The following is a 26,639-nucleotide window of genomic DNA, read 5'->3' on the forward strand; positions in this document are numbered from 1 at the left end:
CAATCATGCGTATCACGATATTGGCGATGGCCGCGCTCCTCGCGGGTTGCAGCGGGGATGCAAGCGACGGTGCTCGCGGACCCACTATACCCCTAGTCTCCGCTGCGGCGGTCGAATCCGTGCGTTTCGTCGATCGGATCGAGGCGGTGGGCACTGCGCGCGCCAACGAACAAGTGACGCTGACCGCGCCGGTGACCGAACGGATCGAAAGCCTGTCGTTCGACGATGGCGATTTCGTCACGCGTGGCCAACGGATCGCGACGCTCCGGCGCGGCCAGGAAGTCGGTGCCCTCGCAGAGGCTAATGCCCGCCAGCGCGAGGCGCAGCAGCAATTGTCGCGTATCGGCGAGCTTCGCGAACGTGGGTTCGCTACGCGTAGTGCGCTCGACAGCCAGACGGCGCTGGCGGGACAAGCCTCCGCCCAGGCGCAACAGGCGCGCGCCGCGATCAGCGACCGGATCGTGGTCGCGCCGTTCGCGGGCTACGTCTCTTTGCGCAATATCTCGGCAGGCGCGGTCATTTCGGCGGGGACCGAAATCGTGACGATCAGCGACATTTCGCAGATCAAGCTGGATTTCGCGGTCCCGGAAACCGTGCTGTCGCAGCTTGAGGTGGGACAGTCGATCGAGGCGCGCTCCGCCGCGTTCCCGGAGATGCCGTTTCGAGGCACGATTTCGGTCATCGACGCGGTCATCAATCCCCAGACGCGCGCCGTTACCGTTCGTGCAGTGCTGCCCAATTCCGACGCGCGGCTGCGTCCGGGCATGTTACTGACCGTCAGCATCGAATCCGCTGCACGCACCGTGCCCGCGGTTCCAGAACTGGCGATCGTGGGGGAGGGCAATCAAAGCTTCGTCTTCGTCGTCGATGGTGAAAATGCGCGCCGCGTGCCGATCCGCACCGGCCTGCGCCAGAACGGCATGGTCGAAGTGGTCGAAGGATTGCGGCCGGGACAGCGAATCGTCACCGAAGGGGTGGTGAAGATCACCGATGGCCAGGCGATCCGCATCGCGGGCACGCAGAACGCTCAGCCACGACCTAAAGCGGCCGAGCCCGCCGCCAACAAGGCCGGCGGCTGATGGTTCTTTCGGACATCTCGGTCAAACGGCCGGTTTTCGCCGCCGTCATGGCGATCCTGCTGACGTTGGTCGGGATCGTCGGGTTTCTGAGTTTGTCGGTCCGCGAATATCCCGATACCGATCCGCCGATCGTGTCGGTTTCGACTGCCTATACCGGTGCTGCCGCCAGCGTCATCGAATCGCGCATCACCCAACCCATTGAGGATACGCTGGCCGGGATTGAGGGGATTCAGACGATCACCTCGACCTCGCGCGACGGCGAATCGCGCATTTCGATCGAATTCGCACCGGGCGGTGACGTCGATGTGTCCGCCAACGACGTGCGCGACCGTATCGGCAGCGTGGTAGAGGATTTGCCCGAAGAAGCGCTCGCTCCTGAAGTGCGCAAGGTCGATGCCGATGCGTCGCCGATCCTGTTCCTGGTCATTTCGCGGCCCGGCTGGACCCCGCTCGAGCTGTCCGATTATATCGACCGCAACATCGCCGATCGCTTCTCGTCGATCGACGGCGTCGCGCGCGTGTTCGTCGGCGGCGATGCGCGTCCGTCGATGCGCGTGTGGCTTCAGCCGCAACGTCTGGCGGCGTTCCAGCTAACGCCCTCGGATGTCGAAGCAGCGCTGCGCACCCAGAATGTCGAGCTGCCTGCCGGTCGTCTCGAATCACAACAGATCAACACCACGCTGCGGGTTGAGCGTCAGTTCGCCAGTGCCGACAGCTTTCGGCAGTTGATCGTCGGGCGTGGTGCCGATGGCTATCTGGTGCGACTGGGCGATGTTGCCCGCGTCGAGGTTGCCCCCGAAAATCCCTATTCGCGGTTCCGCCTGAATGGCGAGCAGGCGGCGGGTCTGGGCATCGTTCGCCAGTCGGGCGCCAATACCCTTGCGGTGGCAGATGCCGCAAAGCAACTCGCGATCGATATCCAGCCCGAATTGCCAGAGGGGATGACGATCAGCGTCGGCTCCGACGACGCGCTGTTCATCTCGGAGGCGATCAAGAAGGTCTATCAGACACTGGCCGAAGCCGCGGTGCTGGTCGTGATCGTGATCTTTCTCTTCCTGGGAAGCTGGCGCGCGACGATCATTCCTGCCGTTACCGTGCCGATATGCCTGCTCGGTGCGTTCGCTGTGCTGTGGCTTGGCGGCTTTTCGATCAACCTGCTGACGTTGCTGGCGATGGTTCTGGCGATTGGGTTGGTGGTCGACGACGCGATCGTGGTGCTCGAAAACGTCTATCACCGGATCGAGGAAGGCGAACCGCCTCTCGTTGCCGCGTTCGAAGGCACTCGACAAGTCGCGTTCGCGGTCATCTCGACCACGCTGGTCGTCTGCGCGGTGTTCGTCCCCATCATGTTCCTGGCCGGACAGACGGGATTGTTGTTCCGCGAATTGGCTGTCGCGATGATCGGCGCGGTCGCGTTTTCGGGATTCCTTGCGCTCAGCCTGACGCCGATGCTGTGTTCGAAGATGCTTAGGAAGCAGGAACGCGGTCGATTCACCGGCTGGATCGACGACAAGTTTCAGCGGATGGAGGGCTATTATAGTGGTCGCCTCGATACCGTCATCGCCAAACCCGCAGCGGTGGTGATCGGCACGATCGTCTTCCTTGCGGTGGCAGCGCTGGCCTTTACCCAGATCGAGGCTGAATTGGTGCCCGCCGAGGATCAGGGCGTGGCGCAGGCGCAGATCACCGCGCCCGAAGGCACCGGCTTTGCCCAGATGGACCAATATGCGCTTGATGTGCAGGCGCAATTGCTGCCGCTGATCGGTGAAGAGGGCGCCGACGGCGAAGAGGGCGAAGGCGCGGTGCGATCGATCATCACCCGCACCCCGGGTGGTTTCGGTGCGAGCGACGATTTCAACAGCGCCAGCTTCATCGTCTTTTTGAAGGAATGGGGCGACCGCGATCAATCCACCGCCGATGTCGCGCAGCAGATCAACCAGATCCTGGCGCAGCAGCCCGCGGTGCGCGGCAATGCGCAGGTGCGTTCGGCGCTGGGGCGCGGGCGCGGTCAGCCGGTCAACTTCGTGCTGGCGGGCGCGACCTATGAAGGGCTGACCGCCGCGCGCGACCGAATTCTGGCGGCGGCGGCGCAAAATCCGGGGCTCATCAACGTCGATTCGGATTACAAGGAAACCAAGCCGCAGCTGTCGATTCAGGTCGATACCACGCGTGCGGGCGATCTGGGCGTATCGGTGCAGGATGTCTCGGCGGCGCTCCAGACGCTGCTCGGGTCGCGCCGGGTCACCACTTATGTCGATCGTGGCGAGGAATATTATGTCGTGCTCCAGGCCGAGGAAAGCGACCGGTCGACGCAAGCCGATCTGGCATCGGTCTTCGTGCGCGGGCAGGGCGGCGAGTTGATCCCGCTGTCCAACCTCGTCACGACCAGCGAAAATGCCGGCCCGCGCGAGCTGGGGCGGTTCAACAAACTGCGTGCGATCACGCTCCAGGCCGGGCTGGCGCCCGGATATTCGCTGGGCGAGGCGCTGACCTTCCTTGAGGAACAGGCCGCAGCGTCGCCCGAAGTTGTTGCCGTCGGCTATCGTGGTGAGAGCCAGTCCTTCAAGGAAACCGGCGGATCGATCGTGCTCATTTTTCTGCTCACCATCGCCATCGTCTATCTGGTGCTGGCCGCGCAGTTCGAAAGCTTCGTCCATCCGATCGTCATCATCGCAACGGTGCCATTGGCGGTGGCGGGGGGAATGATCGGGCTGTGGCTATTCGGCCAATCGCTCAATCTCTATTCGCAGATCGGCATCGTCATGCTGGTAGGGCTGGCGGCGAAGAACGGCATCCTGATCGTCGAATTTGCCAACCAGTTGCGCGATGACGGTAAGGATATCGCGGAGGCCATTCGCATCGCGTCCGCGCGACGTTTGCGCGCAATTCTCATGACCTCGATCGCGACCGTGGCCGGCGCGATCCCGCTGGTGGCGATGTCGGGCGCAGGCAGCGCGTCGCGATCGGCGATTGGCGTCGTCATCATCTTCGGCGTATCGCTGGCGACCTTCATCACCCTGTTCCTGATCCCGCTTCTCTATTCACGACTGGCGAAATATACCGGCTCGCCGCTTGCGGTGACGCGCGAACTCGACGAACAACGCGGACGGGAAACGCCGGGGCATCTGCAACCGGCCGAATAACAGAGGAACATGCCGCTTGGGTGAGATCGCATCGCGCAGCCAGCTTCGCTGGTCGTTCCTCCGCTGGGCGTTCGTGACCGTGCCCTTCGTCGTGCTGCTTGGCTTCGCATCGGGGCAATTGGTGCCGAGCGGCGATGCCAATCCCTGGTACGCCGCACTGGTAAAGCCAGCGGGTACGCCGCCGGGCTGGGTGTTCCCCGTTGTCTGGACCAGCCTTTACATCATGCTCGGCCTGGCGCTGGCGCTGATCCTGAATGCGCGCGGGTCGCGCGGGCGCGGACTGGCGATCACGCTGTTCCTGGTCCAGCTTGCCCTGAACCTCAGCTGGACCCCGGTATTCTTCGGTGCGGGCAAGATCCAACTCGCACTGTGGATCATCGTCGCGATGCTCATCCTGTCGATCGCAGTCACAATCCTGTTCGCCCGTATCCGCAAGCCTGCCGCGTGGCTGATGGTGCCGTACATGGTGTGGATCAGCTATGCCGGTTGCCTGACCTGGGGTATCGGTCAGCTCAACCCCGACGCCGAAGGGGTTGCACGACCCGCGCCCGTTACCCAGATACGGCTTTAGGGCGCCAACCTAACCCGTTGGTCCCGAGTAGCCTTCGAGCTTGTCGAGAAGGCGTATCGAGGGATGCCTTTGAGCTGTCTCGATATGGGTTCACGACTTTGCTCGAACCCTACTCGACACGAACGGATTTGAGGCGGGGCGCGTACAGCCGCCCTTGGAGACAATGATGCAAAGCCAGAACCGCATTTTCGACGATTTCGTGAAGTTCGTGAACGGCGCGGCCGGGACCGTCGCCGGCATGGCGCGCGAAGGAGAGCAGGGTGCGCGCGAGCGGGCTCGGGAATGGATTGGCGGCATGGATTTCGTGTCGCGGGACGAGTTCGATGCGGTCAAGGCGATGGCGGCTGCCGCGCGCGACGAGAATGATGCGCTCAAGGCGCGGATCGACGCGCTCGAAGCCAAGCTGGGCGGCGTTGCTGCATCCACCGCAGCGCCCAAAAAGCCGCGCAGCAATTCGACGGACGCAGCCTGAACCTGCGCTTTTCCACAGCAAATTGCCGCATTGCCGTGCGCTTGCCTTGTTGGGCGGGCGCATCTTTGGCATGTTACGCCGCAATGATTGACGTGAAACAGGCCCGCTGATGCTCGACGAAACGGAGCTGGAGCGCGACGGCGACGCCCCCATCGACATGCTCGAAAGCTATTTTTCGGCGCATGGCTGGACCTATGAGCGCGACGAGGACGAAGTCGTCGCGAAGTATAAGGGAAGCTGGGCGGAATATGAGCTGCGCGCGATCTGGCGCGAAGCCGACAGCGTCCTGCAATTTCTCGCCTTTCCCGATGTACGTGTACCCGAGGAACGCCGTGGCCAGCTTTACGAGACGCTGAGCCTGGTCAACGAACAGTTGTGGATCGGGCATTTCGAGCTGTGGTCGGCAAGCGGCATCCTGCTTTATCGCCACGCCGCGATGATCGACGGCGAGGAGGAAGCGACGCTGACGCTGGCCCAGGCCGAGATGCTGGTCGAAAGCGCGATCGACGAATGCGAGCGCTTTTATCCCGTATTCCAGTTCGTGTTGTGGGGCGGGAAGAGCCCAAAGGAGGCGATTGCCGCCTCGATGGTCGAAACCAGAGGAGAAGCCTGATTATACAGTCGTTGTGGATGATCGGATGCGGGAACATGGCAGGGGCCATGCTGCGTCAATGGGTGGCAGGCGGGGCCATCGACCCCACGAAGGTGACGGTGATCGATCCCGGCCAACCCCAGATTCCCGGCGGCGTCAGGCATGTGACCGAGTTACCGGATGGCGATACGCCCGACGCGGTGATGCTGGGGGTCAAGCCACAGCTTCTGGATGCGGTGGCTGAAAATGTCGGCGACCGGTTCGCAGCGGTGCCGATCCTGTTTTCGATCCTGGCCGGTGTCGACGAAGCCGCGCTCGCCCGCCGCTTCGGGTCGAAATCGGTGGTGCGGGTCATGCCCAATCTGCCTGTCGGGATCGGCAAGGGCGTGGTCGCGCTTTACAGCAGCGATGTCGATGCCGGTTTGCGCGCCGACGCGGACGCGCTGATGGCACCGCTCGGGCTGGTCGAATGGATCGACCGTGAGGAACTGTTCGATTCGGTCACCGCACTGTCGGGCTGTGGCCCCGGCTTCGTCTATCGCTTCATCGATGCGATGGCACAGGCGGGCAAGGCGATCGGATTGCCAGAGGATCAGGCGTTGAGGTTGGCGACCGCAACGGTCGAAGGCGCGGCGACGCTTGCCAGCAACGACGACGCGACCCCGGCCGAACTCGCCGATCGTGTTGCCAGTCCTGGTGGTTCGACGCGCGAGGGGATGAACGTGCTCGACAAGGACGATGCGCTGAAATCGCTGATGCGTGCGACGCTGGAGGCATCCCGCCGCCGCAACGTGGAAATGGCCGAAGCCGCGCGGTAAGCCGCGACAAAGCGACCCTAAATTCCGTTCGTGCTGAGCTTGTCGAAGCACTGCTCTTTTCTTCGCTTCCAAGTAGGACAGCTTTTGGCTTGCGCCGCCCTTGGGGTCGACAGGCTCAATGCGGGCGGGGAGAGGTGTCTGGCTATTCATTCCCCGTTTGCCGGAACGTCCTTCGCGGCTCGCTCGTTTACCCAACGAGCGAACCCCAGGAGGACATGATGGCGACCACCAAGCAAAAACTCCCCGACCGCGACGATGACGGCAAGTTCGTTGCCGACGACGACCGCGGGCTTCCCAATTTCAAGGTGCTGGCCGCTTCCGTCGCAGGCGGCGCGGCGCTGGGCATCATGGCGATGCTCGGACGCAAGGCTGCCGTTCAAGCGCCGACATTGCTCGCGGGCGACTGGGACGAGGCGCTGGCGGCCGAGCACAGCGCGGTTCTGAAAATCTTCGACGCGATCGAGGCGACCGACGAGCGCAACACGACCAAGCGCACGGTACTGCTGACGCAATTGAAACATGCGCTGATGAAGCATGCGGTTGAGGAAGAGAATGTCATCTATGCTCGGCTCGCCGACGACGATGAAGCGTCAGCGCACCGGCTGAACGAAGAACATGGCGACGTGAAACGCTATCTCTACACGCTCGACACCACGCCGAGGGAATCGGGCCAATGGATCGCGACCGTCCGCCGTTTTCGCGCCGATATCGAAAAGCATATGAAGGAAGAGGAACAGCACCTGTTCCCCGCCCTGAAAGCGCGCCTGACGCCCGAGGAAAACAAGAAACTGACGAGCGCAATGAACCGCGAAGGGTTCAAGGTAGCTTGACCCTAACTCCTCCCCCATCGGGGGAGGGGGCCATCCGCTGGATTGGGGATTGGGTTTGCCGCACACGCAACGTCTGCGACTAACCCTGCTCCGTCAGCGCTATGCGCTTTCACTTCCCGATTGGGGAATTTATTGAGTCGCCAGCACCCAGAGCATGACCAAACCGGCGATAATTCCAAACGCGGTGCCCGTGTAAACCGCCCGCTGGTCGTGCCAACCGTCACGAAATCCTGCGCGAAATCCCCGTATCATTTGCTCTCGGCACCACATCGCCGCTCTCCTCATTTCCCGCGCCCCAGATTGGCGATCCTGACGCGCTCCTCGGTCGGCACCAGCCCTTCTAGCACCCCCCAGAAACCCGTGACCGACCCTTGCCCTGCGCTGGCATAGGCACTCGACAACTTTTCGCGCAGGCGGTCGTAGAGCGACGCCTCCAGCTCCGCCCCCGCCGCTGTCAGCCTTAGCAATTTCTGCCGCCGATCGCGCAGGCCGGGCTGGCTGTCCACCAGCTCGCGCTTCGACAGATCGTTCAGCACCCGACCCAGCGATTGCTTGGTGATCGCCAGCATATGCAGCAATTCGCCCACGGTCAGGTCGGGTTTGCGCGCGATGAAATACAGCGCCCGCTGATGCGCCCGGCCCAGCCCCTGCATATCCAATTCATCGTCGATCGCGCGGAACAGATGCGCCGATCCGAAGAACAGCAATTCGATCCCGCGACGGATCTCGGCTTCGCGCAGGAACAGGGGGGATGCGGCACGGATGGGGCCGGTGGGGGAAGGGGAGGCCATTGTTGACCGGTTCTGGCACTCCCCCTAAGCCACCGCAAGCTACGGCCCGGACGCGCTCGGGCTTCACGAGAGGACCGTCCATGACCGCCGCGCCCGCCTTCGCGATCGAAACCCATCCGAACCCGCGTTCGGACGCGGAGCGCAAAGGCCTGCTCGCCAATCCCGGCTTCGGCAAGATCTTCACCGATCACATGGTGATGATCCGCTATTCGGCCGACAAGGGCTGGCACGATGCGAAGGTCACCGCACGCGGCCCGATTGAGATCGACCCGGCCTGCGCAGTGCTGCATTATGCGCAGGAAATCTTCGAAGGAATGAAGGCGTATCGCCTGCCCGATGGCGGTGCGGCTTTGTTCCGGGCCGATGCCAATGCCCGGCGGTTTCAGGCATCCGCGCGCCGCATGGCGATGGCCGAATTGCCCGAAGACCTGTTCCTCGAATCGGTGCGCGCGCTGGTGAAGGCCGATGCCGACTGGATACCGCATGTCGAGGGCGGTGCGCTCTATCTGCGCCCCTTCATGTTCGCAAGCGAGGTGTTCTTGGGGGTGAAGCCCGCCTCGGAATATCTCTACATGGTGATCGCATCGCCGGTGGGGGCCTATTTCAAGGGCGGCGCGCCGTCGATCTCGCTTTGGGTGTCGCAGGATTACAGCCGCGCCGCACCCGGCGGCACGGGGGCGGCGAAATGCGGCGGCAATTACGCCGCCAGCCTGCTCCCTCAATCGGAAGCGATTGCAGGCGGGTACGATCAGGTCGTGTTCCTCGATGCCGCCGAACACCGTTGGGTCGAGGAACTGGGCGGCATGAACCTGTTCTTCGTGATGGACGACGGGTCGATGGTCACCCCCCCGCTCTCGGGCACGATCCTGCCCGGCATCACCCGCGATTCGGTGATCCAGCTCGCGCGCGATGCAGGGATGACGGTGCGCGAGGAACGCTATGCCATCGACCAGTGGAAGGCCGATGCAGAAAGCGGACGCCTTCGCGAAACCTTTGCCTGCGGCACCGCGGCGGTCGTGACCCCGGTGGGCAAGGTCTCTGCCCCCGACTGGAGCTTTTCGATCGGCAATGGCGGCCCCGGCGACGTCACCACGCGACTGCGCGACCAGCTCGTCGCGATCCAGCGCGGCGAAGCGCCCGACCCGCACGGATGGGTCGAGCGCCTGTTCTAGAAAAAGGCCCACGCGACCCCTTCCATCACGCGAAGGGGTCGCTATAAGCGCCGGACCCTGCTGGGGCGTCGCCAAGCGGTAAGGCAGCGGCTTTTGATGCCGCCATTCGCAGGTTCGATCCCTGCCGCCCCAGCCAGGTCCTGATTTTCCTCAGCTAAGGCGCGAAAAACCTCAGCTTTTCGTGCCTTACGGGCTGCATCAAGCGTGTCAGTGGCTGCACTTGCTACCAGTGTGTGGAGCCAGTGCCTGATGCCAGCAATCGAAAACGTTACACGCCGCGGCGCCGTCTATTGGTGGCGGCGGCGCGTCCGCTTCGCCGCGGGCAGCCTTCCGCCTATAACGGTCGCAACAACAGTCAGCCTTTTAACGAAGGAGCAGGGAATTGCCCGCAGGCGTGGTGCGGCCCTGACTGGCGGGAGCGAGGATATACGGATGAGCCTCTACGAACGAATTGAGCGCGAAGGTCTAACCGCGGAACAGGTAACCACCTTGTTTCAAGAAGAAATAGTCCGTTATCGCAACATGCTCGCCCACCAGCAGACGACGATCCAGGAGGATGGCGAAGGTGACGTCCAAAAGCGGATGGAACAGATGCTCAGCATATACGCCGCCCTTAACGCCGATTTCGCCGTAAATGGGTTCGACGACTATATGGATATCGGGTATGTCGGCGGCTTCAACGAGCGCTTTTCAAATCTCGACGACGAATCCCGCGCCCATCTGATCGCCATGCTGTCGCGCAGCGGCGACCTGCCAAAGACTTTGTTTAGTGAAGCGCAAAAGCTTTTAGGGCGCGTCGATATCGCTGTGACCGGTGATCGAGCCGAGAATGCCCGACGCATCATGTGCGAGGCTCGGGCGATCGCAGCTGCGACCTATACTGATCCGAACGTTCGCGGGGCAGCCAATGCGGTGGCGTTGATGGCGACACTTGTCAAAGGGGCCATCCCGGGTATTGCGACGGTGCCCGTTGTAAATAACGTGCCAATCGATCCAAATCTGCCCAGCCCCCTCGTTGAGCCCCTTAGCGCCCCGGTGATGTCAAGCTCAGGCTTGACCGAGGAACAGCAGAAATACGCCTCGATGACACCGGTTGAGGCGGTGGATGCATATTTCAGCGTCAAGCCAAAGGCCCGCGGAAGAGCAGACAACGAAGGCCAAGTCACGGCGGCTAACGGGAAGAAAAAATCGCAGCCCAAGGTTTGGGGGCACAGCCAGCGGCGCCAATTTCGCGCTGCACCTTATCTATTTGGAAAGTCCAATGGCGGAAAGCCTTTGGCTGCAACTACACAAAATGACCTGAACACCTTCTATGACCATCTTAACCTCATGCCATCGACACATCACAAGTCGCCACGTCACGAGTCGATGTCGCTTGATGAAATCTGCGAAGAGGCAGCAGCACGTGTTGCCAAGGGGGAAAGGAAAATCGACATCGGACTAGATGTCGGTACAGTCAATCGACACTTCGCAAACCTGAAAAAGCTATGCTTGTGGATGGCGACGAAAACGCCCATGGCGCCGCTCGACTTCTCAGACTTCATTCTCGAAGAGGATGATCGTGATGACCGTAATGAGCGCGACCCCTACACGATTGAGCAGGGGAAAGAACTGTTCACGTTGGCGATTTGGACCGGAAGTACCTCGCTTGATGTCCGCTTTGGCCCCAAAAGTGGTGACGCGATATGGCACGATGCCGCCTATTGGGTGATGATGATCGTCTGGTATTCGGGGATGCGTCGAGAAGAGTGTTGCAAGCTTCTGGTGGATGATATCGACGAAGAATGTGGTATTTTCTACTTTAATATCCGCAAGACCCACGCGGGGACCGTGAAGACCGCGCGCAGCGTGCGCCTCGTGCCGATCCATGCAGAATTGCGTCGCCTTGGTTTTCTCGATTACGTCAACGCAATGCGTGACGCGGGTGAGGCATATCTCTTCCCGGAAATTCTTCCGGGCCGAAGCGGAAGGCCGCTAGGGGACGTCTTTTTCAAACAGGTTTGGGGAAAGATTAAGCCGTGCCTGACGTTAGTCCGCCCGGGACAAGCCGTTCATAGCGGTCGCCATATGGTCAGCACCGAACTCAAGATGCTTCAGACGTTTGAGGAGTTTCGCGCCGATCTGCTTGGTCAAGCCTTCGGCGGAGAGAATGCCGGACGATACGCTGGTGCGACGCGCCTTGAAGTTCTTCAGGACGTTATCGTTCGAATTCCAAACGTCACTCAACATTTACCTAACTGCACAGAAATCAGGCTGTTGCCCGCACCTCTGCGTAAGCCCCGTCCGACGCGCGAGCATGGCGGGCGTCGGAAGCGAAACTAAGTTACCAATTATAAGATAGGTCGGAATAAATGGCGAACGGCGGGTGCCCAGCTGCCAATATATCGAATGGACTTGGCGATGGCGATGTTCAAATACAAACTTCTCCTATCGCCGCGTGCAGAGCGGATTGGGCTTCAAACCGCTTAGGAACCGTAACAATTTGAGCATTTGATCATTTGAGCGTGACCGGTGCAGCTAATCTAGTTCCATTCCGCTTTAACCTGCTCAATCGCCTTCCGCTTTCTCTGCCACCCGTTTGGCGTAAATCACTTCGTCGCTAGCGTGTGGTGATGCAAACCTAACGTTGTCGAACGTGGATAAGCCTGGAAGAAATCCGTGGACGTGTCCGAGGAGAAATGTCCACCCGCCCCTGCGATGGACATCGAGGTGGGGGTCCTCCGCTCCTGTGCGAGCGAGCCAGGATTCCACCGCTCGCCATGCCAATTTGGCTCTAACGGAATTGTTCTCTGCATTGGCGAGCGCGAGCGCGCCCCCCGGCTCGAAGAAATCGATTGAGGTAGCGGGCGGCAAACCGGCCGCAATCACTGCTTGGTTCAATACGTTATAACGCTTCTCACGGTGGAATACGAAGCCTGGCACCGGATCGGGCAGATCGATCCAAGAGGCTGCGGCGACGGGATGCGTGCGGGCAGGTTTCGCCTGCGTCGTCGTGCCTTTATTGCCTTTCCCAAAATTCTGATCGGCCAGGATATCAATAATGGCTCCTATTTGCCGTGATGTGGTTCCATTTTTGGTCAACCCGTTAGCCAACATGCGGTCGAGCAGTTTCTCGGCATAAGTCGGAATTTTGGCGGGGCGGGTTGTTGCTAGGACGATATCAAGCAACGCCTTCGATTGGTCGTTGTCGGCCTCCTTTGTCATTTGTTCAATAGCGGAGCGCACTGTTGCAGCATTGGCCTTCGTTTGCGTAGCTTTGATGTACTTGAGTATCGCGGTCGCCACAGTGTCTCCAACGGCACCCTCTACCTGCGCCTTTAACGAAGCCTCGTCGCTGACGTGCTCGATACCGTCGACCACTTTGCGCAACAGGTCTTCCGCCATCGAACGGTCAAGCGGAGTGGTGTTATCGCGCAATTCTGTGCGTAATATTTCCAGTGCCGGAACCGCCTGAGCGAGTTGTGATCGTGCGAACAGCCGGTCCACCGCTCTATCCATTTCACGCGGCCTGCTCATGCGCTCGGTCCAATTCTCATCGCGGCTATCTTCCTGAAACATATTTTGATGTTGTTGATGCGACGTTATGGGACGGCGGCGGCGAAAAGCTAAGCGACCCGATCGCCAGACGACATTTGAGGCAGGCGTGGAAAAGCGATCCGCTTGTCGGCGATCGAAAGTGGCCGGCAAGAAAGAGGGCCGGCAAGGGGAGGCGCACTACCGCTAAGTTGGCAAGCCAACTTAGCTGCGCCGATCGGCAGGTGTGCCGCTGAAGGAAAATCCATTCCTGAGAAACGGCGACTGAAGACCGTTGGCAATTTCCCAAAACGCTTTTCTCTGCGGTCAGAAAACGGGTTTTAGGGCCGACTTGGTAGGTTAGGCTAACGATCCGAAAACCATACCAGGCGCGCAATCGTGCGCGTCTGGGAGATGTGCCGTGACTGAAGACAGGATCACCAAGCTCAAACTCAGAGCGCAACTGGCAGACAGAAACTACGCCATGTCGCGTGAAGGGCGCGAGCCGGAGATCACTGACGATGCGCTTGGCATCATTGGTTGGCGATCGCAGCGTGAGGTTAAAGGAACAGGCGAGTTAGGGTCCAAAGAGCGGATCCAATTCCACGTACCAATGACGCGTGAACACCGGCTGGCCAATGCCGAGGGGGCGACGTCATTCCACTTCGCTCATTCCTTCATCAATAAGGTATCGGCCGAGCAGATGGAGGACGGTCGTCGCAACCGGCCAGGGGCGGCGAGAGCGCACGCCAGATATGTCGAACGCGAAACAGCGGTGGCGATCCAGGCACTCGCTGACGATCCAGCCATTGCGGCATCTCCCTCAGTCGAGCCAGCGCCCAGCGCCGGCAATGAGGAGTACGAACGTGAAACAGACAAAAAAGACGGATTTGCCGCCGGTGGAGCCGGTGGTCGATCCGAGGGAACTGACGCCGGAAGATCCTTTCTACAGCGAGACTTTGAGATCCCTCGCGACTTCGCATCCGGAGATGATGCCGAATCCGGTGCCGATCTGCGTCTCCTGTCCGGCTTCGAACTGGTTCGTCGCGGACGACAGCCTGAATTGCTTCTGCATGCAGTTGCGTCGCTATCCATGGACGCCGGGGAGGTCCTTTCCGCTGTGCGACAGCCGCGGCCCGGCAAGGGCAGCAATGCGAGCAAAACGGACAGAGTAAACACCCAATCGCCATCCGGTCACGATCGCTACATCGTCCGCGGGGGCGCGGTAGCGATCCAACCGGACGGCGATCGCGTGCTGTTTACCAACATCGACGCCGATCCGGACAAGCGAGCCGAATTCTGGACACTCGTCGAAAAGCACGAGCGGTCATCTCAAGGCGACGAAATGTCCTGTCGCTTCAATGATAATGCGGCCTTTTGGCGCGAAGCGGTCATTCAGCCAAATTGTCCTCAACTGCTGCGCGACCAATATAAGTGCGTCGACCACGACAAGATCGCTCGCTTCAAAATCGATTCTGGAAAGGAGATGCGGGCGTTTCTAAAACAGCAAGACGGTTGGAACGTCGACCGCAAACGGCGTAGGGCGAAAGATGATGAAGTAACGAGCCCTGATACCGAGGCTTTCGTTAAATTCCATGATGGTCGGGACGGTCGCGTTCAGTACCGCATCGTCGGCGAGCTGCCAGACGAACTGCCAATGACAGGCAAGGTGCAGATACTGCAAGGCTTTTGCGAAGAGTTTCATCGCCTTCGCCTTCCCTTCGTCGCAGTAATGCACGCGCCAGATCATACCAACAATGAAAAGAACTGGCATTTCCACCTCGTCTATTACGACCGGCCTTGCGCCCGCATTACCGCAGCGCAGATCAGCGAACTTGGACGAAACGAGCACGATATTAGCGGTCTCGAGGTCGGTATGTGGGACTTCACCGCAGCGACGGTGAAAAAGGATCGCGCAAACCGTGAACGGTGGCCATTGCGCCAGAAGAAGGTCACAACGGTAAGCACCCAGGCTTGGCTGATGCGACTTCGCCGCAGCTTCGCCAAGCACACCAACGTCCAGCTCACAAAATATGGCGTTGCGCGGCGGGTCGATCCCCGCCGCCATGAAGATATGGGCATCATTGCCGATCCGCAGGAGCATCTCGGTACTCGACAGGCTGCCACCGAAGCGAGAGGCACGGTGACCGCCGCCGGCAGACGCAACGAAGCGCGGCAGTCCCAAGCGATTATGGGACAGATAGAAGAGGCGCGCGCAAACGCTTACGCGGACGCGACGCGACGCACGTCGGAGTGGAAGCGCCGCTTCGCCGGCCGATCGGCAAGCGACAACGCCGAACCTATGGTGGAGTTTGAGCGGAATCTGATCGCCGCCGCTGACTTGGATTATCTCGCCGCAAGCCTTCGCCATTCGGATGACCGGGCGACTTCGCGCGCCGCCAATCTTAGGCGAATAAACAGCCAACTCGTTCGGGCGATTGATGCCGATGCGTCCGCAGGATTACCGCGCGAACGTCGATACCGCGCCGACATCACCGCTGCCGCCGATCGGTATCTTGATTTTCTAAACGTTGCGCTCCGCGATGACCGCCAGACTGCTTCCGATTGCATCACCGAGGCGAAGTTTCTCCGTGGGAACGCCCAGCGGGCGGAGGGCAGGCTGGCCGACCTTGTCAACGCACCCGCGATTAACCCTGCGGTCCCCATCGCTGCAGCTATCCCTTCCGCAGCCGCGCCCGCCGGTCAGGTGGAGAAGTGGCTCCAACTTGTCGGTAAAGCTCGTCCGCTGATTCTGAAGGACGACACCGGCTTTTCGGTCAATGAGATCAATGCACCGATCGAACTTGCTGCTGCAAAGGTCCAGGCCGAGCTCGGGATCCTGTACCGCCGCCAGCAGGAGGACATCGCAAACGTGGTTCGACAGCTGCCGGCGCACCGTCTCTTGCTCAGTACGCGGAATATCGGCGGGCGTAGTCGACGCACTCTCGTTGATGTTGCGCCTGAACTGGCAAGCGCGTTCTATCGTTACCAAGACAGTCCGGAGATAGAAGCAGCCCTTCATGCGGTTTTCTATCCCGAACAGGCCCATCGTTCGGGAGTCGGCTCCATGCCCCGGTCGTCCATAATCAATGTGCTAGCAGCACAAGAGCGGACCCCGTCGACGCTAGTATCAGAGACGACGCCCCCTGCTCCAAAATTGCCGACGGACGCGTCGGCAGCGTTCGACCCGCCGCCGTCCGCCTCACCCGTCGGAGGCTCGGCGGAACGGCCGATTAGGGCAAGGGATAATCCGCCAGTGCGCTCCGAGGTTAGAGCGCCGGAAAGCATTCAAACTGCGCCGCAAAAATCTTTGGACCCCGCACAAGTCGCGCGCGATCTCGTCGCACGCTCTGCGCGACTTACCTTTGATCCGAACAACCTAATCGATCGCGAATCCTTGGTGGCAGCTAAAGTTGCACCGGGCATGGTCGTTGCGCTGCAGCGCAACGCGTACTTAGCTGTGCGGGTTGGCGTGCAGGTTGATCGAGCTGTCGAGCAGGTGCGGAACCATGCGAAGCTCAATCCGCTCAATCTTATTGAAAAAGATGGCCTCATAACGCTCGGCGGAGAGGCGCCGGCCGCATTAGTCGAGCTGCTGCGGTTCCACAGCGCAGCACCAGCCGTGCAGGAACGCCTGAAAACCCTCTATGATGATTTGAAACTGCCGGGCGTTTCGGAGCAATCGCTCCCAGCTGTTTCGTCCCCGGCAGTAGAACCCGAGCAGATCAATGCGGTACAGCCCCAAGAGCGGGTGGAGCCTGAGGCACCAATCAGTAAGGACATACTGCATGGTGAAGCAGCACGTCGAGCGGCACAAATTGCCGCTTGGCAGCGCGGAAGGTAACCGGTCAAACCTTTGCAGCGTTTCGCCGCCAAGCGCTAGCATAAGAAGTCGACTCCATACTCGCACTTTGCGTTTAATCGTCCGCGCGGACCACTAAATACCTAATGTGCGGGGCACTGGTGTGGCCTACATCTCGTTAATGCTTGGGATGGAAAGCAGTCGCTTTTTTTGTCCCTAGCGTGGAAAAGCCGATCGAGATCGGCCTGTGATCAGGATCCTGAGAGGAAAAAGCTGAATTCAGCACCGCCTCAGCGCTCTGATCGCGCCCGCGGCCAATGGCCGCAACTACTGTAAATGAGGTATATCATGCGCGTTTCTCAGCGCCCGCCGGCTCGCGTCGGCAATTCCGTCTTGGCCTATGACATCGAAACCATCGCTCCAGCGATGCCGGATGGCTCTTTTCCGCCCTGGCCAACCCACCGTCCGGTCGCGATTGGTTTTGCAGCGGCAAAACGCCACGACGGCAATTGGAGTTTCGATATTGAAGCGCTGGTACTCGGCGATGCCACAACCGAAGCCGATCTCGTCCAGGCGGCAGACCGACGAATGGCATCTGCGGAAGTCATTACCGGATATAATTCCGCTCAATTCGACGCGCTGGTACTCCGGCTGACAGCCCAGCGCTGTCGAATCTGGGACGCCAAAGCGCTTGGCGACCATGCCGCAGCTCACCGTTACGGCGGCGATCACGCTGATCTTGCCGATCTTTATGCCAGTTACGGACGCAAGGTCTCGTTGTCGGCGATCGCCGACGAGGTTGGCATTCCGGTTAAAACCGACATTGGGGGCGGCGACGTTGCCGCGCTGTGGGCGGCCGGTGAACATGAGCGCATCCGCCAATATGTGGCCGAGGACGCCGTTGCGACGATGGCCCTCTATTTTGCCTGGTCCGCATCGCGCGCAGGTGAAGAGGCCCTGGTCACCCAACCGATGGCCGCGCTGGCGCGGCACATCCAAGCAACGCCTGAGCTGCATCACCTGTCTGCGTTCGTGGAGTGTTCGCTCACCCGTTGGTGTCGCCCGCGTTCGCTCAAGGCTGACATCGCCGCGGCTCTGGAACGGCTGACCAACCGCTTTCGTCGCGAAGTAGAGGAGCGCAGCTTCGCCACCCACTGATCTCTCATCACTACCGCCAACGCCCTTTTGGCCCGGTCATCCCTGCGATGGCCGGGCCTTTTCATTTCCGGGCCTTTTCATTTCGAGGTAAGTTTATGACCACTGATACTATCGCCCTCTCCACCGCGTGGATCCACCAACATGCTTGCCGCGATCGCCCAGCGCGCACGCTATTGGTCGGCGCATCAATCCTGACGTGCTCCGATCGATTCGGCTCGGCTGCGTTCGATCTGGCTGCACACAGCACCACCGTCACCGACGATGCGGCTGAAACCATGGCGTGGCTGGCCAAGCGTCTGGAAGTTGCGCCTGCGCGACTGCTGCTTTGGCGGGCCGAAGACATCGTCGTGCCGTCGCTGATCTCCGCATGCGAAACAGCCCGCGACACTATGACCGCCGCCCGGCTGCTGCGTGCACTCGATCGCGCGTTCGAAGGTGAGGTGATCGATGTGGCGGAACAGCACGGCGGATCGAAAGCCAGTTCTTTCGACGCGGTCATGCATTCTGCCGGGTTGCCGTTCAGCCCTATGGCAAAAGACGAACTGCATCATGCACACAGCACCGGTTGCCACGCTGACATCCGGGAACACCTTGCAGCGCGCGCAGTCTCAACGTTTCGACTGTGGCTGCAAGGCCGTGATGACGTCGGGGATTTGATCGCGGCAACCGACGCTTGGAGCGCGACCCCGGACGCGGAGGTGCGGCTGTGATGATCATCAATCACAAACCGCATGTCCGACCGTGCGTATCGATTCCGTCCGACGGCAATGAGGGCAACGACTGGATCGCTTCGATCAGCGAGATGTACGCGCCACTAACTTCGCATCTGCCGTTGGCGGGTGCATCGGCAATTGCGCAAGCCCGTGGCGGATCAGAACCACGCATCGCTGCCGCCTTGCGTGCGGAAGCACCTTGGATGCAGCCGGCGATCGACCGCATCGCCGAACAAGCCGAGATGCAATTGTGGGCAGGTCAGCCATGGCTCGCGGTTCGGCCCCTGTTGCTGGTCGGGCCCAGTGGCGCAGGCAAGACGCATTTCGCACGCGCGTTGGGCAAATTGTCGGGTTGCGGTGACGCGATCCTCAGCTTTGCAGGCGTCAGCAACAACGCTGAACTGGCCGGGAATCCGCGCGGATATCGCCACCCGCTACCGTGTCTGCCTGCCACCGCAATGCTTCGAACTGGTACCGCCAACCCGGTTATCGTCATCGACGAAATCGACAAGGCGGCCGCTGGCGAACTGGGCGATCCAGTGGCGACGTTGCTCGGACTAACCGAACGATCGACCGCCCGCCGCTATTTCGACGGATGCCTCGCCGCTGAGATCGACCTTTCGCATATCAACTGGGTCATGACCGCAAACAGCATTGCTCGTCTTCCGGCACCGCTGCTGTCTCGCGTCGATGTGGTGGAGGTGACCGGCCCCAGGCCTGACCATGCCGAACTGGTCCTTGCCAGTCTGTGGCAGGCGGTCGCTCGCGATCTTGGGCTTCCACCCTTGGCACTGCCGCACATCGAAAAGCCTGCAGAAGCAATGTTGCTGCGCCTGTTTCGCAACACGCGTTCGGTCCGCCGATTGCGGCGGGCAATCGAAACGCTGGTGGCGGTGTCGGTCCGGTACACACCGCGAACGATCAACTGAAGGACTGAAAGGGAAAGGTGACGGTGGGCACCGTGAGAGACGGAAAAAAGCTCCGGCCTGCAGGCCGTCACCAAAGAGGAAACGAACAATGAATGTACAACTGAACCGGCAAAATATCATGCTCGCCCTGCGGCAAACGATGGGATGGCCGCCCTACGCACCGGCTAACGATTGCCTGGCTTTTACCAGCGGACGGCCAATGGATGTCGAGAACGGTATCGAAATCGGTCGGATCGCGACTGCGCTCGGCAAGGACGTGATTTATTCGGGATGGGCAAGCGAGAGCGCGCGTGAGCCATCCGGATTTACGATCGCCTATCGCATGATCGACAGCGTCGACATTGTGGACCGGGTCGTTCCTTATGTCGCCAACGACGGCTCCCCGGTTATCTTGATCAGCACCACGCAGGACGAGCATTTTGCTATTGATGCGCGCGGATCGCTGGTGCGTGCAGCAGGCAAACCCCAGGCCCCAGGAAAGGGACGCCTGCTGGCGATGAAGCGGATCAAGGCATTGGCCAAAAACCTCCGCACCACGTTGCTTGAGCAAAACCGCCATGTGCCCGTCGGCGCACCCGTCGAACGACCCGCGCCGGCCGAAACCATCGTCCGCTTTGGCTGACCCCCGCGGCGGGTACCCGGAGTGCCCGCCGCTATTTATGCCCGGAGACCAAATAATGACCGACACAATCACTACCCGCGCGCCACGCTGCTGGATCGTTCTCGACCTCGAATCCGCTGTGATCGACGACACCGCGCATAAGCGCTATCAATCCATGGAACGCTGGGTTCCATCTGACGACAAGCCAATCCGCCGCGGATATCAGCGCAGCGAAGACCCGCTAACGACACCGCGCTGGACTTTTCAGACCGTCACCACGGCATCGATGATGGTCCTTGTCGAAGACGACCAAGGGGGTATCGACGTCAGCCGCTTCGTCACGTTGTCTGCGCCGGATTATGACGAGCGCAGCGTTCTGACTGGCATATTGCAGGTGCTGGCAGACACCCCGCAAAATGCCGAAATCTGCACGTGGGCTGGTCTCGCGCATGACATCCCCATCTTGATAAGCGGGTGCATGCGACACGGCTTAAGTTTGCCCCGTGGCTGGGGGTGGTTGGCACACGGCGGCTATCACAAATCGCGCCATCTCGATCTTGCACATGCCTACACTGCTGGGATGAAAATGAAGCCGATACACTTGGCCGAGGTACTGGCGGCCATGGATATTCCAGCAAAGATTACGGCGCCGGCATTCGCGATCGCACAAATGATTTACGCCGGATGTTGGGAAGGCGTGCAACAGGCATGCGAAATCGACGCTATGGGAACCGCGTGCCTGCTCGCCCGCTGGCGGACTCTGAACGACGGACGCATTCCCGTGGAGGCGGTGGAAGATCGCATCCTTCGCCGCGTCATCGAACTGCGCAGTCGGCGAAGTTACATCCCCGCTCTTGAAGCGCATCGTTTGGCGCGCTTCAAAGCCAGCATCGCGAAGGCCGCCAACGATGCGAAAGCCTTGGCACCTTGGCTGGACGAGGCCGCCTGAAGTTCAGGGATGATTTACGTGTGGGGTTTAGCCTCGAAAAGATGACGAGGCTGGCCCCACCAAATCATGCGCCGTTTGAAGAAAATTCGGACAGGCTGTCTGCAAAATTTCAATCCGGCGCATGAGTAGGTAAGACCCATCATGTCTGGCCCGATTACGCTTAAGGACGGCTATCGACCCCTGCCGCGGGCGGAGATCGAAGCCGAACTCGGTGAAGTCGCTAGACTCTCCCACGCCGCGATATTGCGAGCGGTGTGAGGGGATGGCGGCTCGCTTGCGTAATATATGCTGAAGGGCCGAAAACACGGCTTGGCATGAGGGGATATTCGATGCGCTTTGGTCTCATTATTTCAGCGGCGGCTGTCGTGGCGATTTCCACGGCTCCGGCCGCGGCCCAGCTTCGTCCCCCGGCATCGGCAGCTTCCGCCCAGCTCGCACCCGAAGTGCGCGACGCAGCGATGGTCGTCGATGCCTTCCACGAGGCTTTGCAGTCGGGTGACAAGGCGGCGGCGCTGGCATCGCTAGCCTCCGATGCGCTGGTCTATGAAAGCGGTCGGGTCGAGCGCGACAAGGCCGAATACGCATCACATCACCTGTCCGCCGACGCGGCGTTCGCCAAGGCCACAAAACGCTCGGTGACGCGCCGGTCGGGTCATGCGGCCGGCAACATGGCGTGGATCGCCTCCGAAGCGAAGACGAGTGGCACATACAGGGATCGAGCGATCAATAGCCTGTCGACCGAAACGATGGTGCTCCGTCGGACGGGCGATGCGTGGCAGATCGTTCATATCCACTGGTCGTCCGCGGATGTGAAGTAACTCGGCATAAACCGGGCGCTCGCCCGGCCTAGCGATCAGCAAGCCCATCCAGTATCGGGCAGTCGGGTCGAACGTCTCCAGTGCAGCGTTCAGCGAGATGGAGCAGCGTGGCCTGCATTGCGCCGAGCGCCCGTGCCTTGCGTCCGAGCCCGTCAGCGCGGGCAAGTGCCAACGCCTTCACCTCGGCGCTTTCTCGGCGGTCGTTGGCCCACAAGTCGAGCAGACTGGCGATCTCGCCGATCGGAAAGCCAAGATCGCGGGCATTGGCGATAAATCGCAATCGGTGAAGGTCAGCCTTCGAATAATCGCGATAACCACTGTCGCGCCTTTGGGGTGCGGGGATCAGGCCTATTGTTTCATAGTGTCGTATCATCCGTTGCGACACGCCGCTTGCGCGTGATGCCGCGCCGATGTTCACAGCTTGACCCGGTTGAGCCGCAGCGCGTTGGCAACGACGGTGAACGACGAAAGCGCCATCGCTGCGCCTGCGAACATCGGCGACATCAGGATGCCGAACGGCAGATAGAGCACTCCCGCTGCGATCGGCACGCCGATTCCGTTGAACAGGAACGAGAAAAACAGGTTCTGGCGCACGTTGCCCATCGTCGCGCGAGCAAGCTTGCGCGCCCGCACAATGGCCGAGAGATCGCCGCGCGTGAGGGTCATGCCGGCGCTTTCGATGGCGACGTCGGTTCCCGTGCCCATGGCAAGCCCGACGTCGGCGGCCGCGAGCGCGGGCGCGTCGTTGATCCCGTCGCCAGCCATCGCCACGCGAGCACCGGCGCTCTTTAGCTCGCCCACGATCCTTGCCTTGTCTTCGGGCCGCAGGTCGGCATGAACCTCATCAAGGCCGCCGACTGCTTGCGCCACAGCTTCGGCGGTCGCCTGGTTATCGCCGGTGAGCATCACGATCTTCAAGCCTTCGGCGCGCAACGCCTCCAACGCCTCGCGTGCATTGTCCCGGATTGGATCGGCAACAGCCAGCAGACCGGCGGGCGCGCCATCGACAGCAATGAACATCACACCCGCGCCCGCTTCACGATGCGGAGAAGCCGCTGCTTCGAGTTTCGTCGGATCGGCGCCAACACGCCGAAGTTGGGCGGCATTACCGATGACCACCATTCTGCCATCTACCGCAGCACTGACGCCAAGACCCGTCTGAGAATCGAAATTCTCCACCCGACCGATCACCAGTTCGCGTTCCTCCGCCGCTGTGACGATCGCGTGCGCAAGTGGATGCTCCGACTGTCCCTCGACCGCGGCGGCAAGCCCCAGGAGCGTGTCCACATCAAATTCCCCAAGCGGTTCGATGGCGACGAGTTTCGGTTTGCCCTGAGTGATCGTGCCGGTCTTGTCGATTACGAGCGTATCGACTTTTTCGAACGCTTGAAGCGCCTCGGCATTCTTGATGAGCACGCCGGCGTGCGCACCACGACCGGTCCCGACCATGATCGACATGGGCGTAGCCAGGCCAAGCGCACACGGACAGGCGATGATCAAAACCGCGATCGCGTTCAGCAACGCATGGCCGAAGCGCGGCTCGGGGCCGACGAAGTTCCAAACGATGAATGCGCCAAGCGCAATCGCCACGACCAGCGGCACGAACCAACCGGAAATGCGGTCTGCCACCGCCTGGATCGGCGCGCGGCTGCGTTGCGCTTCGGCGACCATCCGCACGATCCGGGCCAGTATCGTGTCTGACCCGACGGCGCGTGCCTCCATGATCATGCTGCCCGTTCCATTGACGGTGCCGCCGGTGAGCGCATCGTCCACAGTTTTGCCTACCGGCACAGGTTCGCCGGTTAGCATCGATTCATCGACCGTTGAGCGACCTTCGACCACAACGCCGTCGACTGGGATCGCGTCGCCCGGCCGGATACGCAGCCGGTCGCCGCCAACCACATCCCCCAGCGGCACTTCTTCGTCCGAACCATCGGCACCGACCCGCCGCGCGGTCTTGGGTGCGAGGTCCATCAGAGCACGGATGGCTCGACCGGTTGCGGCGCGCGCACGCAATTCCAGCACTTGCCCAAGCAGCACGAGCGTCACGACCACGCCCGCCGCCTCGTAATAGACCGGCACCATCCCACCATGCATTCGGAAGGTCGGCGGAAAGAGGCCCGGCGCAAACGTCGCGACAAGACTGTAAAGGAAGGCGGCACCGACGCCGATCGCGATCAGCGTAAACATGTTGAGATGGCGCGTCCGGATCGAAGCCCAGCCGCGTTCGAAGAAGGGCTTGCCCGCCCACAGCACGATCGGCGCGGTCAGCGCTAGTTGAACCCAAGGCGATGCGGTCGGGCTAACGATTTGAAGTCCCAGCATCTCGGCGATCATCGACACGATCAACAGCGGCACCGCAAGGACCGCCGACACCCAGAAGCGCCGGGTGAAATCGACCAGTTCGGGGTTGGGTGCGTCGTCGAGCGACGGTTCCTCCGGCTCGAGCGCCATTCCACAGATTGGACAAGTGCCCGCACCCTCCTGCCGGATTTCGGGGTGCATCGGGCACGTCCAGATTGCGCCGGGCGTGGCCGTGGGTTCGGAACGCGGGGCAACGCCGAGATAATTCTCGGGATCGGCGACGAATTTGGTGCGGCATCCGGCGCTGCAGAAATGATAATCACTGCCATCATACGCCGCATGATGGAGAGTTTTGGTGGGATCGACGGTCATCCCACATACCGGATCGGTTACCAACGGCATGGAGGAAGCGGCATCCTCCGTCTTACGGCAAACCTGTCCCGAATGGCCGTGGTGGTCGGAATGGGTCATCGAGTCGTCCTCCATGCCGCCTCAAATAGGGCCTGACATCATGTCAGGGTCAAGGCGTCTTTTTCCGAGCGGCCAACCATGCGTCGATCTGAGCGATTTCGGCACGTTGCTCACCGATGATCTTTTCCGCCAACTCGCGCGCTTCGGGATCGGTGCCGCGTTCCAGCTCGGTTTGCGCCATCGCAATGGCGGAGCCGTGATGCACCTTCATTTGGCGCATAAAATCTTCGTCCGGTTCGCCGGTGAACGCGGGCATATTCGCCATCATGTCGTTCATCGACTGCTTATAGCCTCGGGTGGCGGGAGAATCGCCTGGAGCGGGAGTCGTTCCCACCGTCATCATCCCGTTTTCCGGCATCTGCATCGCCGCATTGCCGGTGCTCGCTTCATCGCGTTCGCCTGAACATGCCGTCACGAAAAGCGCTGCGGCGAGCGACAGAAGGATTGGCGATCGACCCATCATGATTTTCTCCTTTTTGGATTCCGGCGTGAACGCGCGCGAACGGGTTTCGGGTGCGGTTCAGCCGACCGGTGACAGGGTGCCAAGGATCGCGACTGCGGCGAGAACGAGCAGGCCCAGCGCGGTTTCCGTCAGGATGGCGGCCCGCAGACGTTGCACGGCAATTCCCTGCCCTCCGGTATCGACCATTGCTTGGGCACCGGGAACCAACCGCCAGCGATTGAGCCCGGCCAGCCCGAGCATTCCGCCGAACAGAGCGATCTTCAGCAACAACAACCGACCATAATCGGTGCCGAATGCCGGAAAGAATCCCTCAATCCCGACGATCGCCAGCAGATTGACAATGCCGGTGAAAATGATTGCGCCCACCACGACCGCACCGACCCTCGAGAATCGATCGAGTATGGTAAGCGCCGAAGCAAGCGCTTCGGGCGTTCGGCAATCCAGCAGCAATATGCGCGCGAACATCACGAGCGCTGCGATCCACAGCGATGCCGCGACGAGGTGAACGACATCGCTGGTGCGGTGCACCAGACCGAGCGTAGCTTCCGACGCACCCGCATGCCCGTTCCATGCCAGCGACGCGACAGCGATCACCGCGAGCAGCCCGATAAGCACTCGGGACATTCGCACGATGGCCGACATTACCAACAGGCCCAACACAGCGATCCGCACGAGATGCGACAAGCCCATCGGCGTTTCCAGCGCGAGAAAGCTGACCATATCGCGGTCGAGCGCGGCCAGGTCGTTGCCGGTCATTGCCAGCGCGGTCGCCCCGAATTGAGCGATGGTGATGATTACGCCAAGCGCAGCCAGCCAAGCCATGATGCGCCGATCGACGACCGGCGCATATCGACCCAGTCCTCCGCCGAGCGCTAACCCCGCCAGCAACAAAAGATCGGCATAGACGGCGAAGCGCAAACCGATCGCCGCCCACTCGCCCATCATCAGCGAATGCTGAAATTATGCTTGCCGGTGATGCGGTGCGTGTCGGCACCGACGATGACCCAGTCTGCCCGGTACGTGCCTGCTGGCAACGGCTTGGCCGATGTCAGTACGATCGACTTGCCGTCGGCAGAGATCGCGCTGGTTACGCCCGTCATCTTCATGTCGGGATGATTGGCCATCCCCGGCATTCCCGTCATTGTGAGCGTCGCGTTCGAAAGCTTGGGGGTCAGGCGTTCGCTGAAGTTCAGTCGAACGACATTGGTGCGTGCCGCGGTCGCATTGGCCGCCGGGCTGGCGCTGACCAGCTTGGGATGCGCGAAAGCGGCGGTTGGCGTCAGCAGCGTCGCCAAGGTGGCGATGATGGCGGCGGTCGGATTAAATTTCATCTCGATCTCCTGTGGGATGTCGCACTCTATACGCATCGCGCGCACGCATCCCTCATCTGAACGATGAGGGGCGATTGCGCGGGATGCGTAAAGGGACTGGGCAACAAGTGAGACCTGCC

General features: G+C 61.0%; 23 protein-coding genes and 1 tRNA gene. 17 read left to right on the plus strand and 7 right to left on the minus strand.

Features of this window, described 5'->3' with window-relative positions:
* Positions 1-5 precede the first annotated feature (5 nt).
* The 7 genes from ENHY17A_RS05915 (at position 6) to ENHY17A_RS05945 (ending at position 7,505) form a co-directional block, all read left to right on the plus strand.
* Positions 6-1,079, plus strand: coding sequence for an efflux RND transporter periplasmic adaptor subunit (locus ENHY17A_RS05915; RefSeq protein ID WP_159710964.1), 1,074 nt, complete (start codon positions 6-8; stop codon positions 1,077-1,079).
* A complete protein-coding gene (locus ENHY17A_RS05920; protein WP_159710966.1) occupies positions 1,079-4,222 on the plus strand; it encodes an efflux RND transporter permease subunit in 3,144 nt (1,047 codons plus the stop codon). The genes ENHY17A_RS05915 and ENHY17A_RS05920 overlap by 1 nt, the downstream gene beginning before the upstream one ends.
* A gap of 16 nt (positions 4,223-4,238) precedes the next feature.
* Complete coding sequence (locus tag ENHY17A_RS05925) at positions 4,239-4,793, plus strand: TspO/MBR family protein (protein ID WP_159710968.1); 555 nt, start codon at positions 4,239-4,241, stop codon at positions 4,791-4,793.
* A gap of 166 nt (positions 4,794-4,959) precedes the next feature.
* On the plus strand, positions 4,960-5,265 hold the full coding sequence (locus ENHY17A_RS05930; protein ID WP_159710970.1) for an accessory factor UbiK family protein: 306 nt from the start codon (positions 4,960-4,962) through the stop codon (positions 5,263-5,265).
* Between the two features lie 109 nt (positions 5,266-5,374).
* Positions 5,375-5,878 carry a YbjN domain-containing protein gene (locus ENHY17A_RS05935; protein ID WP_159710972.1) on the plus strand — a complete coding sequence of 168 codons (504 nt, stop codon included), beginning with the start codon at positions 5,375-5,377 and terminating at the stop codon, positions 5,876-5,878.
* A 17-nt stretch (positions 5,879-5,895) separates the two neighbouring features.
* The gene (gene proC / locus ENHY17A_RS05940; protein ID WP_201296346.1) at positions 5,896-6,675 is read left to right on the plus strand and encodes a pyrroline-5-carboxylate reductase; all 780 of its coding nucleotides are present in this window, start codon (positions 5,896-5,898) and stop codon (positions 6,673-6,675) included.
* A 215-nt stretch (positions 6,676-6,890) separates the two neighbouring features.
* Positions 6,891-7,505, plus strand: coding sequence for a hemerythrin domain-containing protein (locus ENHY17A_RS05945; RefSeq protein ID WP_159710976.1), 615 nt, complete (start codon positions 6,891-6,893; stop codon positions 7,503-7,505).
* 281 nt (positions 7,506-7,786) lie between these two features.
* On the opposite strand, the gene ENHY17A_RS05950 is transcribed toward ENHY17A_RS05945, so the two are convergent.
* A complete protein-coding gene (locus ENHY17A_RS05950) occupies positions 7,787-8,296 on the minus strand; it encodes a MarR family winged helix-turn-helix transcriptional regulator (RefSeq protein ID WP_159710978.1) in 510 nt (169 codons plus the stop codon).
* Positions 8,297-8,376: 80 nt separating this feature from the next.
* Here ENHY17A_RS05950 and ENHY17A_RS05955 point away from each other — a divergent pair, with 80 nt between their 5' ends.
* From ENHY17A_RS05955 to ENHY17A_RS05965, 3 genes are all read left to right on the plus strand, one after another.
* On the plus strand, positions 8,377-9,468 hold the full coding sequence (locus ENHY17A_RS05955; RefSeq protein ID WP_159710980.1) for a branched-chain amino acid aminotransferase: 1,092 nt from the start codon (positions 8,377-8,379) through the stop codon (positions 9,466-9,468).
* 61 nt (positions 9,469-9,529) lie between these two features.
* A tRNA-Gln gene (locus ENHY17A_RS05960) sits at positions 9,530-9,604 on the plus strand.
* A 113-nt stretch (positions 9,605-9,717) separates the two neighbouring features.
* Positions 9,718-11,790: an integrase gene (locus tag ENHY17A_RS05965; protein ID WP_159710982.1), complete on the plus strand. Its 2,073-nt coding sequence runs from the start codon at positions 9,718-9,720 to the stop codon at positions 11,788-11,790.
* A 225-nt stretch (positions 11,791-12,015) separates the two neighbouring features.
* Here ENHY17A_RS05965 and ENHY17A_RS05970 read toward each other — a convergent pair whose 3' ends face one another.
* Positions 12,016-13,026, minus strand: a complete 1,011-nt coding sequence (locus ENHY17A_RS05970; protein WP_159710984.1) for a hypothetical protein — start codon at positions 13,024-13,026, stop codon at positions 12,016-12,018.
* A 376-nt stretch (positions 13,027-13,402) separates the two neighbouring features.
* Between ENHY17A_RS05970 and ENHY17A_RS05975 the strand changes: the two genes are divergently transcribed.
* The 7 genes from ENHY17A_RS05975 (at position 13,403) to ENHY17A_RS06005 (ending at position 21,951) form a co-directional block, all read left to right on the plus strand.
* Entirely contained in the window at positions 13,403-16,825 is a 3,423-nt protein-coding gene (locus ENHY17A_RS05975) for a MobA/MobL family protein (RefSeq protein WP_159710986.1), read from the plus strand.
* 351 nt (positions 16,826-17,176) lie between these two features.
* Positions 17,177-17,941 carry a ribonuclease H-like domain-containing protein gene (locus ENHY17A_RS05980; protein ID WP_159710988.1) on the plus strand — a complete coding sequence of 255 codons (765 nt, stop codon included), beginning with the start codon at positions 17,177-17,179 and terminating at the stop codon, positions 17,939-17,941.
* Between the two features lie 47 nt (positions 17,942-17,988).
* The gene (locus ENHY17A_RS05985) at positions 17,989-18,651 is read left to right on the plus strand and encodes a hypothetical protein (RefSeq protein ID WP_159710990.1); all 663 of its coding nucleotides are present in this window, start codon (positions 17,989-17,991) and stop codon (positions 18,649-18,651) included.
* Positions 18,651-19,583: an AAA family ATPase gene (locus ENHY17A_RS05990; RefSeq protein ID WP_159710992.1), complete on the plus strand. Its 933-nt coding sequence runs from the start codon at positions 18,651-18,653 to the stop codon at positions 19,581-19,583. Before ENHY17A_RS05985 ends, ENHY17A_RS05990 begins: the two co-directional genes overlap by 1 nt.
* Positions 19,584-19,671: 88 nt before the next feature.
* Positions 19,672-20,205: a hypothetical protein gene (locus ENHY17A_RS05995; protein WP_159710994.1), complete on the plus strand. Its 534-nt coding sequence runs from the start codon at positions 19,672-19,674 to the stop codon at positions 20,203-20,205.
* Between the two features lie 55 nt (positions 20,206-20,260).
* Entirely contained in the window at positions 20,261-21,133 is an 873-nt protein-coding gene (locus ENHY17A_RS06000) for a hypothetical protein (protein WP_159710996.1), read from the plus strand.
* Positions 21,134-21,462: 329 nt separating this feature from the next.
* Complete coding sequence (locus ENHY17A_RS06005) at positions 21,463-21,951, plus strand: nuclear transport factor 2 family protein (protein WP_159710998.1); 489 nt, start codon at positions 21,463-21,465, stop codon at positions 21,949-21,951.
* A gap of 28 nt (positions 21,952-21,979) precedes the next feature.
* Here the strand turns inward: ENHY17A_RS06005 and ENHY17A_RS06010 are convergent, their stop codons facing one another.
* Genes ENHY17A_RS06010 through copC form a run of 5 tightly spaced genes read right to left on the minus strand, consistent with a single transcriptional unit; the run spans position 21,980 to position 26,520 of the window.
* Complete coding sequence (locus tag ENHY17A_RS06010; protein WP_159711000.1) at positions 21,980-22,369, minus strand: MerR family transcriptional regulator; 390 nt, start codon at positions 22,367-22,369, stop codon at positions 21,980-21,982.
* Positions 22,366-24,726 (minus strand): heavy metal translocating P-type ATPase, encoded by a 2,361-nt coding sequence (locus ENHY17A_RS06015; RefSeq protein WP_443018289.1) that lies wholly within the window; start codon positions 24,724-24,726, stop codon positions 22,366-22,368. The genes ENHY17A_RS06010 and ENHY17A_RS06015 overlap by 4 nt, the downstream gene beginning before the upstream one ends.
* Before the next feature lie 49 nt (positions 24,727-24,775).
* Positions 24,776-25,189 carry a DUF305 domain-containing protein gene (locus ENHY17A_RS06020; RefSeq protein WP_159711002.1) on the minus strand — a complete coding sequence of 138 codons (414 nt, stop codon included), beginning with the start codon at positions 25,187-25,189 and terminating at the stop codon, positions 24,776-24,778.
* Positions 25,190-25,246: 57 nt separating this feature from the next.
* Positions 25,247-26,134 (minus strand): copper homeostasis membrane protein CopD, encoded by an 888-nt coding sequence (gene copD, locus ENHY17A_RS06025; protein ID WP_159711004.1) that lies wholly within the window; start codon positions 26,132-26,134, stop codon positions 25,247-25,249.
* Entirely contained in the window at positions 26,134-26,520 is a 387-nt protein-coding gene (copC, locus tag ENHY17A_RS06030) for a copper homeostasis periplasmic binding protein CopC (RefSeq protein WP_159711006.1), read from the minus strand. Before copC ends, copD begins: the two co-directional genes overlap by 1 nt.
* Positions 26,521-26,639 lie beyond the last annotated feature (119 nt).

The sequence above is a fragment of the Sphingomonas sp. AX6 genome, from assembly GCF_902506605.1.
In the GTDB taxonomy this organism is placed as follows: domain Bacteria; phylum Pseudomonadota; class Alphaproteobacteria; order Sphingomonadales; family Sphingomonadaceae; genus Sphingomonas.